Origin of the sequence: Archaeoglobus sulfaticallidus PM70-1, from assembly GCF_000385565.1 — an archaeon.
GTDB classification, from domain to species: domain Archaea; phylum Halobacteriota; class Archaeoglobi; order Archaeoglobales; family Archaeoglobaceae; genus Archaeoglobus_A; species Archaeoglobus_A sulfaticallidus.
Genome location: NC_021169.1, coordinates 1,700,017 through 1,714,529, shown reverse-complemented (window position 1 = coordinate 1,714,529; position 14,513 = coordinate 1,700,017). Strand labels below are relative to the sequence as shown.

Below are 14,513 nucleotides of genomic sequence, written 5' to 3'. Positions count from 1 at the left end.
CCAGTGATAGCTAAGTGATAGCTAAATTTATTAATAATGTTAACTTTCAGGAGAAGCATGAAGCCAGTAGGGTTGGACATTGGCACGAACTACACGAAAACCACAGCAGATGGCAAGGAGGTTCTCACCTTTCCAAGCTTGGTTGTTTTTGGAGAGGAGAGAGACTGGAGCCTTAAAGCGAGTCACAAGGACATCTACATCGGAGATGAAGCTCTCACGATCGTGCAGAACGTAGAGAATGTCGAAATACTCAGACCACTTCATGAAGGAAGGGTTATGCATAAATCGTATCTCGAGCTTGCGAAGCATGCTCTCAAAACGCTGGATGTAAACGATGCGATCATTGCTACAGGCTTGCCTGTAAAATCATCGAGAAAGGAGAGGGAGGATGTTGTTAAGAGTCTCGAAACCGAGCTAAAGGCCAAGGTTCTGCTTTTTCCAGAGCCAGTTGGGACGATGGCACACATGGGTGTTGAGACAGGAGTCTGCATAGACATCGGTTTTGGAACGACAGATATTGTCGTGATAAGCCACATGGAGTATCTAAAGGGGGATACACTTCTAATGGGTGTTGACAGGCTGTATGAGAACCTTGAGGTTACGGTAAGGAATAAGGCTGGAATCAGCTTAACTCCTGAAGAGATGACAATGCTTCTTATGAACGAGAATTTCGAGATTGGAAGGATAAGAGGTGGGAAGAGAATATCCGTATCTCATGGAGACATAATTGAGGATTACAGGGATTTAATGGTATCATGGGCAGAAAGGATAGCCAACAGAGCAAAGATGATAGTGGAAGGATTATCCACAACAATAGTCGATAACATCATACTGACTGGCGGGGGAAGCGCACTTCCGGGAGTGTTTGAGGAGTTCAGGAAGAGCTTTGAGGATGTTGGTACGATCTCAACACCAAAGGATCCGATGAAAGCAAACGCCCTTGGATATTACACGCTGGCCAAGGTCTATTCTGGAGAGACACCTGAAGAAAAGGCTGAAACGCCTGAAGAGCAGAAGGATCAGGGGAAGGAAGAATCTAAAAAGAAGAAGAAATAGGCTTGGCTAAAGATTTATAAAATTTTAAATTAATTTTTGTCTGGATGAGAATTACGATCGATATACCTCCCGATGTGGAGAAGAAATTGCTCGAGAAATGCAACGCTGCGGGAGTTTCGCCATCCGAGTTCATTAACGCATTGGTAGAGTGGTACTTTCTCAGGAGAGATAGAAAGCCGGCGGTCAGTGTTAACGAGTTCGTGAGCAATGCGATGAATATAGCGAAGGAGAGGGGGGTAAAATGCAAGTACAGCGACGGATCATACTGTGCCCTTGAAACTCTCGGGGATTTATTTGAAGACAGAAAGCCAGAACCTTTAAACCCGTATAAATGCCTGTTCTGTGTGGACTACGTTGATAGAAGCAGAAAGAAGGAGATCGAGCTTGAGGATTCGAGAGTTAAGATGAAGATGCATGAAATTGCAATGCTCGCAGCCAGGTATGTCTTTGAGCTTTATGGAGATAAGCTCGGATACCAGCCAGAAGTCTATAAAATCGTCGAGGAGGAAAAGAAAAAGGAAATCTCAAAGGAGGATGTGAAAAAGCTCCTCGATAATTGGTAGCCTCTCAATCCCAAGGAATGTTCTTGTTTTTGACCAGATATTCAAAATCCATCTCCGTGAAGATACCCATCTCATTCAGCCTTTTCCTTGCTACATCTATACTCTCGACATCCAGTACGGTTTTTGCGAGCTTGTTCATTTTGAAAACACCTTCTGTTTTGAAGTAGAAGGTCATGATTGATAGCGGAGAGACCGGAACGCTTCTCTCAGCCCTGACCCTCAAAACTCCAAGCTCCCCCTCATAGGCCCTTAAAGGGATGGAGCTTGCCTCTGTAACGACGTTTTTCGTGAGTTCCATCATCTCTCTGTAGTCCTCATCGCTCATCGATACCGATCCCAGAAACATATTCTCCTTTATGAGGCTTGAGACTTTCATAAGCAGTTCTTCAATTCTGAGTTCTCCATCGCTTCCAAACCCGAAAAAACCTATGAATGAGTTCTCTATCAGAGATAGCGTTGCTAGGGAAATCGCATCAGCCAGTGGACTTCTAACTCCAGATTCGAAACCGGAAGCGAGAACATCTCCTCCGCTATCTATCCCGACCGCTATGGCTATATTGTTCTCATCCATGAAGGCCTTCAGCCCTTCTGCAAGCCTTTTTGGGCCCTTTGTTATGTCCAGAGCGACCACCTTTCCTAGGCACCTTCCAGCCCTTGCAACGGTTGGAATTATCTCTCCTATCCTCGTTTTCTCGGATGCTATGGCTATGGTGTCGTTCACGATCTCGACATTCTCCAGATCCTCTATTGCTCTCGGTCCCGGTTCCGGGTCTATTATATATCTATCCCAGACTATGGTTCCGTGGAGCACTTCGAACCCGAACTCCCGCATGAGGTTCGCTGTGGGGACTGTTGCGACTATATCTCCTCCACCACCCATTCCGAAAACAACAGCCTTCCTCGTGTCGAAGCTTTTGAGCAGCCTGAACAGGTTCATCCAAACACCTTAGCCGATAACCAAATCACCCTCTTTCTTTATGTAATGAACCAGTCCACCAGTATCGATTATCTTCAGCATGAAATCCGGCAGGGGTTTTGCCTCGATCTCGATATTTTTGGTGAGGTTTCTTATGATTCCCTTCCTCAAATCAACTTCAAGCTCATCACCGCTATCTATCTTGTCGGTATCTGCTATAAGGAGCGGAAGGCCAACATTTATCGAGTTTCTGTAGAATATTCTTGCAAAGGATTTTGCAATAACTGCTGAAACTCCTGCAAGTTTTATCACGATAGGTGCGTGCTCTCTGCTGCTTCCCATCCCAAAATTCTTCCCGGCTACAATGAAGTCTCCTTTCTCAACTTTTTTAGCAAAATCTGGATCCGCATCTTCCATAACATGCTTTGCAAGCTCCGGGAGGTTGCTTCTGAGATGGTAGTATCTTCCCGGAGTGATGTGGTCTGTGGAAATATCATCTCCGAACTTCCAAGCTCTGCCCTTCAACATGCTCTGCATTTATAGCGAAGTTCTTTTAAGTTTTTGGTTTTGGCTGGGCTGAAAGCCATTAAAATGATTAGATTGATATATGTGGACTACTAAGCAACTGGTGTTTTAAAGCTGCCATGTACCTTTTCTACAGACTCCAGTTCTAATTGAGTTCGGGTTGTCTTTATTTTGGACTCTATAGTTTTCAGATGTGTTTTTAAATCTGTCCGATCGTCATTTTTCTCCAACAACCTGCAAAATAATCTTCCTTTTTCTTCTCTTGTTATCGAAGTCTAGGACAACCACCTGCTGCCAAGTCCCCAGGAAGTCCTTTCCGTCCTTGAATGGAATTGTAAGGGATGGTTTGAGCAAAGATGCCCTGAGATGGGAGTGGCCGTTAGCATCCCCCCATGTTAGATTGTGGGCATAGTTCCTGTTCTTCGGGATGATTTCCTCAAAAAATTCCCTGATGTCCTTTATAAGGCCGCTTTCGTACTCCATTACCGTTACTCCTGCTGTCGATCCTTGAACGAAAACATTCACGAAACCCTCCTTCCAACCCTCAATAACCTTTCTGATCTCTCTTGTTATGTCGATTATGTCTATATCCTCTCTTCCTGTATCGAAAACCAGTTCGTGGGTCTCGATCTCCATGATCTTTCATCGGTCTGTGTGTAAAAATAATTTGCTATTTTAATATAGAACAATCAAATTATTATTATTTGTAATTTAAATTAACAATCATCATAGTTAAACCAAAATCCTTAAATACGATGGCGTCATACTTCTGTCGGACAGAAGGGTGACGTAAGGCTCACGGTGGTGCGGCGGGAGGAGCACCCCGGTCACCCACAGAGGGTGGAGTATGAAGAAGATATCTTTGAGATTGACGGAACAGCATTATGAAATTCTTGAAGCTTTGGTGGCTGCGGGGGAATATCCCTCGGTTAGCGAAGCGATTAGAGATGCGATCAGGAAGCTAATTACTGAGAAAGCTGAGGTGCTTGAAAGAATCCAGAAGTTTAGCACCTTTACATGATTTGGGGGGTTTGTATGAAGTCTCTTGTAAGTGAAGCCCAGAAGTATTATATGGAAGAGAGAAACAGGAGGATGAGCAGCAATTTCGACATCGAGGAATACGGTCTGCCGAAGATCATTGTGGTAGGGTGTGGAGGTAGTGGTAATAATACGATAACTAGGCTGAAGCAGCTTGGAGTTGAAGGTGTAACCACGATTGCAATAAATACGGATAAGCAGCATTTGTTGAATACTCAGGCGGATAAGAGAGTTTTGATTGGAAGAACGCTCACGAAGGGATTAGGAGCAGGAGGCTATCCTGAAATTGGTAGGAAGGCTGCCGAGCTGGCTAGAGGAACACTTGAAGAGCTTTTGAGCGGGGCAGATCTGGTATTCGTTTGTGCGGGCATGGGGGGCGGCACTGGAACAGGAAGCGCTCCTGTTGTTGCTGAGATTGCGAAGAAGCAGGGAGCGATTGTTATCGGAATGGTTCAGACGCCCTTCAGGGTGGAGAGAGCGAGGATAAAAAAAGCTGAAGAGGGCCTTGAAGAGCTAAGAAAGCAGGCTGATACGGTTGTAGTTCTGGACAACAACAAGCTTCTGGAGTATGTTCCTAATTTGCCGATAGAGCAGGCTTTTAGCGTCATGGATCAGCTTATCTCGGAGACAATAAAAGGAATCTCTGATACTATCACCCAGCCCTCTCTAATGAACATAGACTTTGCGGATGTGAGGGCTGTTATGGGACAGGGCGGAGTTGCGGTGATGCTTGTTGGGGAATCGAGGTCTCAGAACAAGGCAAAGGATGTCGTCAAGGACTGCCTGAATCATCCGCTCCTCGAGGTGGATTACAGAGGGGCGAAAGGGGCTTTGATACACCTGAGTGGTGGCACAGATCTCACAATAAAGGAAGCTGAAGAGATCGTGAACAACCTGACCTTCGAGATTGACGATGCTGCGAATGTCATATGGGGTGCCAGAATATCGAAGGAGATGGAGGGCTGTGTGAGAGTAATGGCTATAATGACTGGAGTGTCATCGCCGAACATAATATCAAGAAATCTGATAGAAGAGGAAGCGAATTTTGAAAATGGAAATGGCAGATCAAAATTCAGAAAAATAGAGAAAATTCAGAGAGCCAAGAAGCTGGAAAAAGTTGTTAGATCCAGAAGGAGTTATTTAAGAGAAATAGATAGGCTTTAGTAAAACCAAAAATTTTTTCTATTTTTTATTTAATTTATTATTCATGATTGTTGAAATCTCTGTTGTGCCCATTGGTGTTGGTGAGTCTCTTAGCAGATATATTGCAAGAGTGATTGATGTAATCAAAAAACAATCTAAAGACTTCAAACTCACGGATATGGGTACGATAATTAAAGTTGACTCGTTCACAGAACTTGGAAAATTGCTCGATCTGATCAGGGAGGAACTCAAAGACTGTCCGAGACTTTATTTTGTTATTAAAGCTGATGAGCGGTTCAAGGATTATGATCTGGATTATAAGGTTGAATCGGTAATTGAGAAGCTCAGAAATGGTTGATTTTTGTGGAGGTGGTTTGACTTGGATGTTAATATAAAAATCCACAGAGCGGATAAAGACCTTCCAGTCCTATATATTCATGGTTCTGGTTCCAATTCAAAGATCTGGAAAAATCAGTTAGAGGCTATTGGCGGATACGCCATCGATCTTCCAGGACATGGAGAGTCTGATGATGCTAATATCGAAACAGTGGAGGATTATGCAAGATATGTTTTAGAAGCAATGGAGGAAAAGGGCTTGGACAGAATGTTCATTGCTGGCCACTCCTTAGGTGGAGCCATAGCCCAAATGGTCTACCTTATCGACAGGAGCAGGGTAATGGGGCTGATACTCGTTGGAACCGGAGCGAGATTGAGGGTGCTGGATGAGATTCTCGAGGGTTTGAAGAATGATTTTGATACTATGGCTAAGAAGCTCGTAAATATGCTGTTTTCAAGGAAATTCTCTGATTCTCGTATAAAGGATGAGGTACTCAAGGATCTCCTGAGTTGTGGAAGCAGGATAACTCACCGGGATTTCAGTGCATGTGACAAGTTTGATCTGCTCAGTGACTACAAAGAAGGTAAAGTCAAGGTTGATGTTCCGGTTTTGTGCATAGTTGGAAGTGACGATATAATGACTCCTGTGAAATATTCTGAATTTTTCAGAAAAACGATAGGTGCTGAGGTTAAGGTAATAGAAGATGCAGGACATATGGTAATGATCGAAAAGCCCGATGAGGTGAATTCCACCATTCTTGAATTTGTGAAGTCAAAATCGTAGGTCAGAGTGGAATAAAAAAGATCAGAAGCTGGATACAAGTTTGCCTATTTTCCTACACATCGTTTTGATATCTATCTCTATTTTATATTTTGAAGCTTCTTCGTCTATCATAACGCCAATAACTGTTGTTTTTGATGCCGGAAATAGTATTATAACAATTTTTCCGAATTTGAACCTGGCTTCATCCAGATCTCTTGAGGATATCTGGTATAGCATTTCCTTTATCTGGTTCTCAAGCCAGTAAAGTGCAGTCAGTACTTCTCTGCTACTCACGTTCGTTTTTGCGCAGAGTATTTCGCCATCTATGCGATACAGTGCACTCATAATAACTCCATCTATCGCCAAAATTTTTTTGAGAATTTTGGACACATCTGAAATCATTTTCCCACTACTCTCTCTATAATATTGGATATTACTTCTTTCGCATTCTTCTGCCCGGAATTTGCTAAAATTTCAAGTCTCCTTAACAGAAATGGATCTATATTCTCTCGGCTAACTCCATGATCTCTGAGAATCTCGTCAAGGTCTATTTTTTCTTCAACGAGTTCTTCTAGGATATCTCCGGTTTCAACAAATAATCCAATCCCTTTTAGGATTTTATAGGGGAATATACCTTCCGCATGCCAGGAGCCTCTGTGTTTTATAATTTTAAGAGTTCTGCTAAACGCCTCTCCATACCCAATGTTTTTCAGGTGAATTGCTGTATCTGACAGAAAGATTGGTATGGATACGGAAGGATCGTCAATCTTCCCATCGAGCGGTTCTTCGACTGTTATAATCGCTGTGCTTATCTCCCTTACTCTCTGGAAGAACCACTTTATATCATTTCTCGATTCGAGGTTGAAAGATGAGATCATCGGTGTGAATGAATCTATAACTATTCTGGTACTAATTCCAGCTTCGGAGACGAGGATGTTTAGAAGATCGTTGTTGACAAAAGAGACATTCTCTGCAAAAAAGCTTTTTACATAAATTTTTCCATTTTCGATATAGTCTGCGATTTCTGTCCATCCCAAGGAACTCATCTGCTTTATTATATCTTCTTTTTCGAGATCGAATGAAATGTATATGCATCTATCTCCTCTCTGAACGCCACTCAGCAGATACTGTATTGAGAATATTGTTTTACCAACACCGCTTGAACCTAAGACAGCTACCACAGAATTCGGGAGGAATCCACCGTCTAACAGTTCATTTAGGCCGATTATACCAGTATCTATCCTTTCCATTATCATTAGCATGTAATAATCAAATATAAAGTTTGTTCTTAGTAGCGGTGTTCATTATTTATTCTTCATTTATCTGTAATTCCTTTTTCCGTTACCTTAAAGATGGCCTCTCCCTCTGGAAGATGTGGAGAGTCAATAAGCCTTGCAACCCTCAACTCTCCCTTGCTCTTTCTGAGGTATATTCTGAATGTGGCCGTATGTGCAACTATATGTCCTCCCACCGGTCTGTTCGGATCTCCAAAAAACGTGTCCGGCTTGGCCTGAACCTGGTTTGTTACGACGATTGCAGCATTGAATATCTCTCCAAACCTCATAAGATCGTGGAGGTGCCTGTTCAGCTTCTGCTGTCTGTCTGCGAGCGTACCCCTGCCAACATACTCTGCCCTGAAATGGGCCATCAGGGAATCGACGATGATCAGTTTGACATTTTTCCCTTCATCTTTCTTTATTTTCTGTGCAAGCTCTTTTGCGTTGTCAACAAGAAGCATTTGATGGTTGGAGTTATAGGCCTGGGCGACATAGATGTTCTTCAGAACCTCGTCAGGATTCAAACCTTTCGCCTCAGCCATCTGCACGATTCTCTCAGGCCTGAATGTGTTTTCGGTATCTATGACCACAACGCACCCTTCCAACCCTCCCTGATCTTTTGGGAGCTGAACATTTACGGCAAGCTGGTGGCATAGCTGGGTTTTACCTGAACCAAATTCTCCGAAAAGTTCTGTTATTGCCTGAGTTTCAACTCCGCCACCGAGAAGTTTGTCGAGTTCTTTGCTGCCTGTGGTGATCTTTCCGACCTTTTTTCTTCTCTCAAGTATTTTTTCTCCACTCTCGAAACCTCCAATCTCTGCCAGCTTTCTTGCAGAGGAGATTATCTTGACAGCAGTTGATTCCCCAACTTCAGCAATGCTGCTTATCTCTCCAGGAGTTGCTACTGCTACAGCTTCAATAGTGTATATTCCGGCTTCTCTTAGCTTTTCGGCTATTGCTGATCCAACACCCGGTATATCCTCGAGATCAACTATTTTGTTATTAGCCTCAGATTCTGATTTTTTCTTCGCCATACAAAATCCCTCTATACACTTGGGTTAGACTCAAATTAAGGTATGATATAAATTAATGTTGTGGGTGGTCTGAAAGTGATGAAAGAAGTATATGTTCATGATGTAGGTATGTTCTTGAGAGAAGCTGTGGAAGAGTTTATCAGACTCCTTCAGGGACTTGGTTATGCTGTGAAGGTGAATAATAGCATCAATTGCAGCATCACTGCTATAAAAAATGGAGATATTGTTAAGATCAGGTTTAAACCAGGTGGAAGAAATGAACTGGGAATTCAAAGAACAATAGTTGAGATAGAATGCAAAAAAGACATCCACGAAAAAATTCAGAAAAAGCTGTACTATCTAAGAGGTGGGGGATAGCTTTTTTAGATTTTGACGCTGAGTTGTTTAAGTGGCCGTTATTGTAAAAAACCAGCTACAAACATGCACATCAACATAAACACGAAACTGTTGACGTGCTTTCAATGACCCCTGATTTTATTGTTGTGGACGGTATTGCTGTGGAGAGAATTCGGAGAGTAATACAAAACCCATAGATCATGTAGTTATTGTTGCTGGAGATAATGTCGTAGAGGTGGATGCAGTCTGTTCGTATTTAAATTCAATCGCTGAAAATATTGATTTTCTAAGGATTGATAGGCAAAGAAGTTTCGAGAATGTGATATTCAAAATAGAAATTTCAGGCGATATCAAATTGGAGAAAGAAATACAGAATATCTATTTTAGGAAGGTTTCTGGAGTAGCTGGACATCTAAGTGCCCTAAGTTTATTGTCTTTTATTTATTTCTTACAAGGTTGTAATCGCTAATTTTTTATAAGCAAATGTAGAAAAGACACTGGTGGTTATATGGTTGGAATCTTTGAACTTGATGAGAAGGATAAGATGATACTTGAAATCCTTGAGAGAAACCCTGAAATTTCGCAGAACGAGATTGCCAAAGAGGTTGGACTGTCGCAGCCGTCAGTAGGAGCGAGAATAAAGAAGATGAGGGAACTTGGAATAATAAATCATGCTTATGGTATAAATCTAAAAAATGCTGGGCTTTATGTATTGAAGGTTGATTTGAAGTGCAGGCAGCCAAGGGATCTGATCAATGTGTTTTCTGGATGTCCTTTCTTCCTCAACGGGTTTATAGTTGCAGGGAACAAAAATCTAACAATGATGTTCATCGGGGAGGATCTTTCAACGCTCGAGGCCATTGTTGACCAGCATATAAGACCGGATCCAAATGTTTACGATATCGATGTTGGCATAGTTGTCAGGGCTGAAAGAGATACAGTGGTTCCGATGAGGATACACATCGAGCCAGCAGATACAGCACCATGTAATTCTAACTGCGATGTGTGTGACTACTGGCAGAACGAACTCTGTCTTGGGTGTCCGATAACGGGACACTATAGAGGGAAGATCTGGAAGTAACTGGAAGTAAAAAATTAATATCTTATCTCATCCCTTTGGTCATGCTCAGTTCGCTAAAGTTGCATATAACCAAGGTTCTCGCACCACTAACTTCTACCATTTACAGACTTGGTGTAAAACCGAACCACCTCACATTTATCGGGTTGCTCGTTGGATTTTCTTCAGCGTATTTAATCTCGATTGGAGAATTAATTCTTGGTGGGATTTTTATAATTTTAAGTGGATTATTTGATATGCTCGATGGAGCTTTAGCGAGAAATCAAACCCTGAAAACGGATTTTGGGGGATATATAGATTCTGTTTCGGATAGATATGTTGATGTGGCAATTTTCATAGCTCTTGGCATATACGGTGTTAACTGGGTATATGTGGCGTTTGCGATGAGTGGGGCACTTCTTGTCAGTTATACAAGAGCAAGAGCTGAGAACATAATTGAAAAATGCGATGTTGGGATTGCCGAGCGAGGGGAGCGGTTAATCATAATCTTCGCTGGTCTGATTCTCGGTAATCCAGAACTTGCAGTGCTGATTGTGGCGTTGCTGTCTCACTTTACTGCCATTCAGAGGGTATATCACACTTACAAAGAGACTGTCAAAAGAGGTTAAGATTTATATATTTAAACTGAAAACTAAGCTGGGGGGAACTTCATGGATGTTCAGATGAAAAAATCCCTTTTATGGGATGCCTTTGATGAGTTGAGAAAAACATGGGGTGTTGATGAGAGGATCCTTGAAAATCTTGATTACGGTGAAGAAGAAACTGTGGATGGAATTCCCCAAAGCTGGGCTGAAAAGCTGTATGAGATAAAGAACAAATATCAGCTGGATGACATTGATTTCCTCTTCATAGTTGGAGCGGCAATAGGATACTATCAGGGTCAGAAGAATGTTAAGGATGTTCTGAGAAGGAAGATATCCACGGTAAATGAATTCGTGTCATCTCTGATTCCCAATAAATAACTTAGAAAGAAGGTTCAGTATGAGGGTTGCCTATAAATTCGCCTATTTCGGGGATAACTTTCATGGATCGCAGTATCAGCCCAATCTGAGGACTGTTGAGGGTGAGCTGTTCAAAGCCTTCAGCGAACTGGGAATAGATGCTGGGGTGGCGAGATACAGATGCTCGAGCAGAACTGACGCTGGAGTTCACGCTCTGGGCAATGTTTTTGCAATCGATGTCGATGCGAAAAAGTATCTGCCGAGAATAATCAACTCCAAGCTTCCTGAAGATATAACGATATGGGCATGGGCTAAGGTCAGCGATGACTTCGATCCCCGAAGGGATGCAACCTCAAGGGTCTACTCATATGTTATGTTGAAGTCCGATATAGATGTCTCGCTGATGAGGAAGGCTGCGTGCATAATAGAGGGAACTCATGATTTCTCGAACTTTACGAAGAGGTTCGCTGAATCTTCGAGCAACATCAGAACCATAAAGAGCGTTGAGGTTAGGCTTGACGATCGCTTCATAACCATAGAAATTGAAGGTAATGCATTTACATGGAACATGGTCAGGAATCTTGCCACAGCACTAGAAATGATTGGCAGAGGGGTCAGGGATGTTGAGTGGATGAAATCTATGCTCGATCCGGAAAACTACTTTGAGCGAATGGAACCCTCTCCAGCATATGGCCTGCTGCTCAAGGACGTTAAATACTCCGATATCGAGTTTGAGATCGATGAATATGCCTTTAACATGTTCAAGAGGAAGCTTGAGCAGAAGATAAGATTTTATGGTACTCAGTTCAAGGTTTTCTCGATTATGGATGACTTTCTGGATGATCTCACCGAGTAGGTGGCTCACTGAATAGGTGGAACTGTGCTGATTGCTGAGAAGCACGACGATGTGCTTGCAGTTAAGTGCGGAACTGAGGTTGGTGGCAAGGTTCTCTACTGGACTCACTTTTATGTTTACAGAAATCTTCTGATAGACTGTGGATGCCCGAACACAGCTAGAGAAGTCGTGGACCTGGTGAAGAACTTGGATGTTGAGATAGCACTCATAACCCATTACCACGAAGATCATGTTGGGGCGATTAATAATCTAAAGGAGATTGGAATTAAGGTGTATGCTCCTGAGAAATCCATCAGCATTCTCAAATCTCCTCCTGAAATTCCTGATTACAGAAAATTGGTGTGGGGTCAGCCAGTAGCTGCAGATTGTGAGCCGTTGGACAGCAAAATGGAGTTTGGAGATACTGTTGTGGAAGTTGTGGAAACTCCTGGGCATACATTTGACCATGTTTCTATCCTCATCGATGACTTTCTTTTCTCCGGAGACCTCATAATATCCACCAATCAGATGATCTGCCTGAGGGAAGAGGAGTTTGGCGACACTATAACCTCTTTGGAGAGAATCCTCAAAAAGGATTTTGAGTACTACTTTGGAGGAGTGGGTATAGCAGAAAGAGAGTATGCGGTGAAATATGCTGAATATGTGTCTGACTTGAGAGATAGGGTTAAAGAGCTTTTTGATGCTGGTAAGAGCATAGAGGAAATAGTTGCCGAAGTTTTTCCAGAACCACCACCGAATGTTCTTATGATGGAGGCGGTCAGCCAGAAGGAGTGGTCGAGAGAGAATCTTGTCAGATCTCTGCTTGGACTGCCGAGGTAGTAGGTTAGTAGGTTAGATAGAGCGAGCAGCAACCAACATTTTAAATAATCCTTCCTGTTTTTTTCAAATCAGGTGATTGGATGCATGAAGCTGATAAGAAGGTGGAGGTGCTGAAACTCCTTGAAGACAATGCAAGATATTCTGTGGATGAGATAGCCGATATAACTGGCCTGAGCCGTGAAGATGTAGAAAAGATAATATCCGAATGCGAGAATGAGAAATCGATTCTAAAATACAAGACTATAATCGACTGGGAAAAGCTTGGTGAGGAGTTTGTGGTGGCTTTAATCGATGTTAGGGTTAACCTCACGAGAGAGAAAAATTACGATGATATTGCAAGAAGAATTGCCAAGTTTCCTGAGGTACATGCTGTAAGGCTGGTTAGCGGAGAGTATGACTTTCAGATCGTTGTTAAAGGCAAATCCTTGAAGGATGTGTCATTCTTCGTTTCAGAAAAGGTATCAACCCTGCCTGAGGTCAGGGATACGAACACACATTTTGTGCTCAAATCGTATAAGGAAGAGGGAGTTCTGCTTTTCAGTGATGAAGAGGATAGGAGGCTTGCGATAGTTCCGTAGCGATAATTCCGTGAAATCGGGAGGATTTGAATGGAGAAAATGAAGGAAAAAAAGAAGGTGAATGAAAAGCTACTTGAAATAAAGCCATCCGGGATCAGGAGATTTTTTGACCTCATTATTGGAAGGGAAGATGTTATAAGCCTTGGAGTAGGAGAACCTGATTTCCCAACTCCTTGGAGGATAAGAGAGGAAATGATCTATTCTCTCGAGAAGGGAATAACATCCTATACATCAAACTATGGCCTTGAAGAATTGAGGGTTGAAATCGCTAAGTATTACAGAAAATTCGGTCTCGATGCCAACCCGGACAACATCGTTGTAACTTCTGGTGTTAGCGAAGGATTTGATCTGAGTTTGAGGGCTACCGTAAACCCCGGTGATTTTGTTCTGATCCCTGAGCCATCGTATGTTTCCTATCAGCCACTGGCAATTCTTTGCGGAGGGAATGTTGTTACAATATCTATTCCTCCACCTTCAAGGCTGACATACGAAGAAATAACTACCGCATCAAGAATGATAGACCCGAAAATTCTGATTCTGAACTATCCATCGAATCCAACTGGGGTTAGCTACAGCAAGAAAGAGCTAGAGGAGATAGCTGATGCGGTAGTAGAGATGGATATGATTGTAATATCTGATGAAATCTACTCTGAACTCACTTATAAATTCCCTCACACATCTATTGCTGGACTTAATGGAATGGAGGATAGAGTAGTGGTTTTGAACGGGTTCTCAAAGTCTTTTGCTATGACCGGGCTCAGAATTGGGTATGTTATCGCTCCGGATGAGATACTCGATGCAGTCCTCAAGATCCATCAGTACTCCATGCTATGCGCCCCGATAACCTCTCAGATTGGAGCTATTGAAGCTCTGAGGAATGGTGAGAGCGAGCTTGATGAGATGAGAGCGGAATATATGAGGAGAAGAAACTTCTTTGTCAGAAAGCTGAATGAAGTTTTAGAAACTCACATGCCAGAAGGGGCATTTTACGCTTTCCCGAGCATAAAAGACACCGGCCTGTCGAGCGAAGAATTTGCAGAGAGGCTTTTGCTGGAAAAGAATGTTGCTGTAGTTCCGGGAAACGCTTTTGGGGAGAGCGGAGAGGGATATATCAGATGTGCCTATGCGGTTAGCATGGATAAGTTGAGAGAGGCTGCAGATCGCATCTCTGAGTTTGTGAATAGTCTGAGGTAAATCGGATAGTTTGTAGCTTTCGGCTTTTTCACAATTTTCAATTGTTGCTGGGAATTCTAC

The 14,513-nt window shown here is 42.6% G+C and carries 20 protein-coding genes; 14 read left to right on the top strand and 6 right to left on the bottom strand.

Annotation, left to right across the window (positions count from 1 at the left end):
• Positions 1-57: 57 nt before the first annotated feature.
• Positions 58-1,056 carry a rod shape-determining protein gene (locus tag ASULF_RS09245; RefSeq protein WP_015591461.1) on the top strand — a complete coding sequence of 333 codons (999 nt, stop codon included), beginning with the start codon at positions 58-60 and terminating at the stop codon, positions 1,054-1,056.
• A 44-nt stretch (positions 1,057-1,100) separates the two neighbouring features.
• Positions 1,101-1,619, top strand: a complete 519-nt coding sequence (locus ASULF_RS09240) for a hypothetical protein (protein WP_015591460.1) — start codon at positions 1,101-1,103, stop codon at positions 1,617-1,619.
• 4 nt (positions 1,620-1,623) lie between these two features.
• Here ASULF_RS09240 and ASULF_RS09235 read toward each other — a convergent pair whose 3' ends face one another.
• The 3 genes from ASULF_RS09235 to ASULF_RS09225 form a co-directional block, all read right to left on the bottom strand.
• The gene (locus ASULF_RS09235) at positions 1,624-2,556 is read right to left on the bottom strand and encodes a DUF1152 domain-containing protein (protein WP_015591459.1); all 933 of its coding nucleotides are present in this window, start codon (positions 2,554-2,556) and stop codon (positions 1,624-1,626) included.
• Between the two features lie 9 nt (positions 2,557-2,565).
• Positions 2,566-3,072, bottom strand: coding sequence for a 3-isopropylmalate dehydratase small subunit (locus ASULF_RS09230; RefSeq protein ID WP_048098205.1), 507 nt, complete (start codon positions 3,070-3,072; stop codon positions 2,566-2,568).
• A 204-nt stretch (positions 3,073-3,276) separates the two neighbouring features.
• Complete coding sequence (locus ASULF_RS09225; RefSeq protein WP_015591457.1) at positions 3,277-3,696, bottom strand: secondary thiamine-phosphate synthase enzyme YjbQ; 420 nt, start codon at positions 3,694-3,696, stop codon at positions 3,277-3,279.
• Between the two features lie 211 nt (positions 3,697-3,907).
• Here ASULF_RS09225 and ASULF_RS09220 point away from each other — a divergent pair, with 211 nt between their 5' ends.
• From ASULF_RS09220 to ASULF_RS09205, 4 genes are read left to right on the top strand one after another with little or no spacing between them, the layout of a single operon-like run.
• Positions 3,908-4,081, top strand: coding sequence for a ribbon-helix-helix domain-containing protein (locus tag ASULF_RS09220; RefSeq protein WP_048098204.1), 174 nt, complete (start codon positions 3,908-3,910; stop codon positions 4,079-4,081).
• 14 nt (positions 4,082-4,095) lie between these two features.
• Entirely contained in the window at positions 4,096-5,262 is a 1,167-nt protein-coding gene (ftsZ, locus tag ASULF_RS09215) for a cell division protein FtsZ (protein WP_015591456.1), read from the top strand.
• 43 nt (positions 5,263-5,305) lie between these two features.
• On the top strand, positions 5,306-5,599 hold the full coding sequence (locus ASULF_RS09210) for an MTH1187 family thiamine-binding protein (RefSeq protein WP_015591455.1): 294 nt from the start codon (positions 5,306-5,308) through the stop codon (positions 5,597-5,599).
• A gap of 21 nt (positions 5,600-5,620) precedes the next feature.
• The gene (locus tag ASULF_RS09205; protein WP_015591454.1) at positions 5,621-6,361 is read left to right on the top strand and encodes an alpha/beta fold hydrolase; all 741 of its coding nucleotides are present in this window, start codon (positions 5,621-5,623) and stop codon (positions 6,359-6,361) included.
• 21 nt (positions 6,362-6,382) lie between these two features.
• Here the strand turns inward: ASULF_RS09205 and ASULF_RS09200 are convergent, their stop codons facing one another.
• The 3 genes from ASULF_RS09200 to radA form a co-directional block, all read right to left on the bottom strand.
• Entirely contained in the window at positions 6,383-6,742 is a 360-nt protein-coding gene (locus tag ASULF_RS09200) for a hypothetical protein (protein WP_015591453.1), read from the bottom strand.
• Complete coding sequence (locus tag ASULF_RS09195) at positions 6,739-7,590, bottom strand: RAD55 family ATPase (RefSeq protein WP_236609681.1); 852 nt, start codon at positions 7,588-7,590, stop codon at positions 6,739-6,741. The genes ASULF_RS09200 and ASULF_RS09195 overlap by 4 nt, the downstream gene beginning before the upstream one ends.
• A gap of 65 nt (positions 7,591-7,655) precedes the next feature.
• Positions 7,656-8,651: a DNA repair and recombination protein RadA gene (radA, locus tag ASULF_RS09190; RefSeq protein WP_015591451.1), complete on the bottom strand. Its 996-nt coding sequence runs from the start codon at positions 8,649-8,651 to the stop codon at positions 7,656-7,658.
• A 75-nt stretch (positions 8,652-8,726) separates the two neighbouring features.
• Between radA and ASULF_RS09185 the strand changes: the two genes are divergently transcribed.
• From ASULF_RS09185 to ASULF_RS09150, 8 genes are all read left to right on the top strand, one after another.
• Positions 8,727-9,008, top strand: coding sequence for a hypothetical protein (locus ASULF_RS09185; protein ID WP_015591450.1), 282 nt, complete (start codon positions 8,727-8,729; stop codon positions 9,006-9,008).
• Between the two features lie 487 nt (positions 9,009-9,495).
• Positions 9,496-10,068 (top strand): Lrp/AsnC family transcriptional regulator, encoded by a 573-nt coding sequence (locus ASULF_RS09180; protein ID WP_015591449.1) that lies wholly within the window; start codon positions 9,496-9,498, stop codon positions 10,066-10,068.
• Between the two features lie 41 nt (positions 10,069-10,109).
• Positions 10,110-10,673, top strand: coding sequence for an archaetidylinositol phosphate synthase (gene pgsA / locus ASULF_RS09175; protein ID WP_015591448.1), 564 nt, complete (start codon positions 10,110-10,112; stop codon positions 10,671-10,673).
• A gap of 42 nt (positions 10,674-10,715) precedes the next feature.
• Positions 10,716-11,027: a hypothetical protein gene (locus tag ASULF_RS09170; protein ID WP_015591447.1), complete on the top strand. Its 312-nt coding sequence runs from the start codon at positions 10,716-10,718 to the stop codon at positions 11,025-11,027.
• Positions 11,028-11,046: 19 nt separating this feature from the next.
• The gene (truA, locus tag ASULF_RS09165; protein ID WP_015591446.1) at positions 11,047-11,862 is read left to right on the top strand and encodes a tRNA pseudouridine(38-40) synthase TruA; all 816 of its coding nucleotides are present in this window, start codon (positions 11,047-11,049) and stop codon (positions 11,860-11,862) included.
• A 24-nt stretch (positions 11,863-11,886) separates the two neighbouring features.
• A complete protein-coding gene (locus ASULF_RS09160; RefSeq protein ID WP_015591445.1) occupies positions 11,887-12,681 on the top strand; it encodes an MBL fold metallo-hydrolase in 795 nt (264 codons plus the stop codon).
• Positions 12,682-12,761: 80 nt separating this feature from the next.
• Entirely contained in the window at positions 12,762-13,259 is a 498-nt protein-coding gene (locus ASULF_RS09155; RefSeq protein ID WP_015591444.1) for an Lrp/AsnC family transcriptional regulator, read from the top strand.
• A 30-nt stretch (positions 13,260-13,289) separates the two neighbouring features.
• Complete coding sequence (locus ASULF_RS09150) at positions 13,290-14,453, top strand: aminotransferase class I/II-fold pyridoxal phosphate-dependent enzyme (protein WP_015591443.1); 1,164 nt, start codon at positions 13,290-13,292, stop codon at positions 14,451-14,453.
• The last annotated feature ends 60 nt before the right edge of the window (positions 14,454-14,513 follow it).

What these genes read in the sequence shown, in the direction of transcription:
- ASULF_RS09245 (WP_015591461.1), top strand. Translation starts at nt 58, where the DNA reads ATGAAGCCAGTAGGGTTGGACATTGGCACGAACTACACGAAAACCACA.
- ASULF_RS09240 (WP_015591460.1), top strand. Translation starts at nt 1,101, where the DNA reads ATGAGAATTACGATCGATATACCTCCCGATGTGGAGAAGAAATTGCTC.
- ASULF_RS09235 (WP_015591459.1), bottom strand. Translation starts at nt 2,556, where the DNA reads ATGAACCTGTTCAGGCTGCTCAAAAGCTTCGACACGAGGAAGGCTGTT.
- ASULF_RS09230 (WP_048098205.1), bottom strand. Translation starts at nt 3,072, where the DNA reads ATGCAGAGCATGTTGAAGGGCAGAGCTTGGAAGTTCGGAGATGATATT.
- ASULF_RS09225 (WP_015591457.1), bottom strand. Translation starts at nt 3,696, where the DNA reads ATGGAGATCGAGACCCACGAACTGGTTTTCGATACAGGAAGAGAGGAT.
- ASULF_RS09220 (WP_048098204.1), top strand. Translation starts at nt 3,908, where the DNA reads ATGAAGAAGATATCTTTGAGATTGACGGAACAGCATTATGAAATTCTT.
- ftsZ (WP_015591456.1), top strand. Translation starts at nt 4,096, where the DNA reads ATGAAGTCTCTTGTAAGTGAAGCCCAGAAGTATTATATGGAAGAGAGA.
- ASULF_RS09210 (WP_015591455.1), top strand. Translation starts at nt 5,306, where the DNA reads ATGATTGTTGAAATCTCTGTTGTGCCCATTGGTGTTGGTGAGTCTCTT.
- ASULF_RS09200 (WP_015591453.1), bottom strand. Translation starts at nt 6,742, where the DNA reads ATGATTTCAGATGTGTCCAAAATTCTCAAAAAAATTTTGGCGATAGAT.
- ASULF_RS09195 (WP_236609681.1), bottom strand. Translation starts at nt 7,590, where the DNA reads ATGGAAAGGATAGATACTGGTATAATCGGCCTAAATGAACTGTTAGAC.
- radA (WP_015591451.1), bottom strand. Translation starts at nt 8,651, where the DNA reads ATGGCGAAGAAAAAATCAGAATCTGAGGCTAATAACAAAATAGTTGAT.
- ASULF_RS09180 (WP_015591449.1), top strand. Translation starts at nt 9,496, where the DNA reads ATGGTTGGAATCTTTGAACTTGATGAGAAGGATAAGATGATACTTGAA.
- pgsA (WP_015591448.1), top strand. Translation starts at nt 10,110, where the DNA reads ATGCTCAGTTCGCTAAAGTTGCATATAACCAAGGTTCTCGCACCACTA.
- ASULF_RS09170 (WP_015591447.1), top strand. Translation starts at nt 10,716, where the DNA reads ATGGATGTTCAGATGAAAAAATCCCTTTTATGGGATGCCTTTGATGAG.
- truA (WP_015591446.1), top strand. Translation starts at nt 11,047, where the DNA reads ATGAGGGTTGCCTATAAATTCGCCTATTTCGGGGATAACTTTCATGGA.
- ASULF_RS09155 (WP_015591444.1), top strand. Translation starts at nt 12,762, where the DNA reads ATGCATGAAGCTGATAAGAAGGTGGAGGTGCTGAAACTCCTTGAAGAC.
- ASULF_RS09150 (WP_015591443.1), top strand. Translation starts at nt 13,290, where the DNA reads ATGGAGAAAATGAAGGAAAAAAAGAAGGTGAATGAAAAGCTACTTGAA.